The organism is Brevundimonas sp. P7753 (assembly GCF_013386595.1).
GTDB classification, from domain to species: domain Bacteria; phylum Pseudomonadota; class Alphaproteobacteria; order Caulobacterales; family Caulobacteraceae; genus Brevundimonas; species Brevundimonas bullata.
Genome location: NZ_JACARP010000155.1, coordinates 1 through 1,509, shown reverse-complemented (window position 1 = coordinate 1,509; position 1,509 = coordinate 1). Strand labels below are relative to the sequence as shown.

Annotated in this window: 2 protein-coding genes; both read right to left on the bottom strand. The window is 66.9% G+C overall.

The window, feature by feature from the left end; translation table 11 throughout:
• Window positions 1-821, bottom strand: an 821-nt coding sequence (aguB, locus tag HX774_RS18610; RefSeq protein WP_178828923.1) for an N-carbamoylputrescine amidase, incomplete at its 3' end; no start/stop codon positions are given.
• Window positions 821-1,509, bottom strand: a 689-nt coding sequence (locus HX774_RS18605) for an agmatine deiminase family protein (protein ID WP_178828922.1), incomplete at its 5' end; no start/stop codon positions are given. The genes aguB and HX774_RS18605, both read right to left, overlap by 1 nt.

Here is a 1,509-nt window from a genome sequence, read left to right as displayed (position 1 = left end):
CGGTCACGGAAGAAGCCCCAGGCGGCGCGGTACTGATCGAGGAAGTCGAGGTCAAAGGTGTGGACCAGCACGCCTTCCTCGCCCGTCAGGCTCTCGACCAGATCGCCGCGATGGTTGGCGATGAAGGAGTGGCCATAGAAGGTCTGGCCCGCCTCAGTCAGGGTCTCATGGCCGATGCGATTGGCGGCCACGACCGGCACGACGTTGGACACGGCATGGCCCTGCATCGCCCGCTGCCACGGCAGGGCGGTGTCCAACTCGGCGTCGTGGGGTTCCGAGCCGATGGCGGTCGGGTACATCAGGATGTCAGCCCCCTGCAACGCCATGGCGCGCGCGCTCTCGGGATACCACTGGTCCCAGCAGATGCCGACGCCGATGCGGCCGAAGCGCGTGCTCCAGACCTTGAAGCCGGTGTCGCCGGGGCGGAAATAATACTTCTCCTGATAGCCGGGGCCGTCAGGGATATGGCTCTTGCGATAGACTCCCAAGGCCTCGCCGTCGGCGTCCAGCATGACCATCGAGTTGAAGTAGTGCGGGCCTTCCTTCTCGAAGATCGAGACGGGGATGACCACGCCGAGTTCCTTGGCCACCGGCTGCAGCTGGACCACGGCCGGATGCTCGCGCCACGGATAGGCCGAGGCGAACCAGTGCTCCTCCTGCGTCACGCAGAAATAGGGCCCCTGGAACAGCTCCGACGGCAGGATGACCTGCGCGCCCTTGGCCGCCGCCTGACGGATCAGGCCGATGGTCTTGTCGATGTTCGCCTGCATTTCCTCGCCGTACGAGGTCTGGAGGGCGGCGACCGTGATGGTGCGGGCCATTATGCGGGCTCCTGTTGCGAGATGCAGTGGAAGGATCCGCCGCCGGTCAGGACGGCGTTCGACGGCGACAGGACGATCTCGCGGTCGGGGAAGACGGTGGCCAAGGCCTCGCCCGCCAGGCGCGCAGCGACATCATCGCCATAGGTCGGCACCACGATGGCGCCGTTGGCGATCAGGAAGTTCATGTGGCTGGCCGGGATCGGGCGCTCGTCGGCGTCCAGCACCAGACCCGGCGACGGAATGCGCAGGACCTTGAGCTTGCGGCCCCTGGCGTCGGTCGTTTCAGACAGCAGGCGGGCGGTCTCGTCATAGACCTCGGCGTTGGGGTCCTTGCGGCCAAAGGCGATGGGACAGGCCACCACGCCCGGCGCAACAAAGCGGGCCAGATTGTCGACATGGCCGTCGGTGTGGTCGTTCAGCAGGCCGTCGCCCAGCCAGACCACCACCTTGGCGCCGACCGAGGCGGCCAGCGCAGCCTCGGCAGCCTCCGCGGTCCAGTTCTTGTTGCGGTTCTTGTTCAGCAGGCACTGGCGCGTGGTCAGGACCGTGCCCTCGCCGTCGTGATCCAGGGCGCCCCCTTCGAGGATGAAGTCATGGCGGGTCGTCGGCACGCCCGAGAAGGCCGCGATCTGGTCGGCGACCTCGTCGTCGTGCGGATAGTCGTACTTGCCGCCCCAGCCGTTGACGC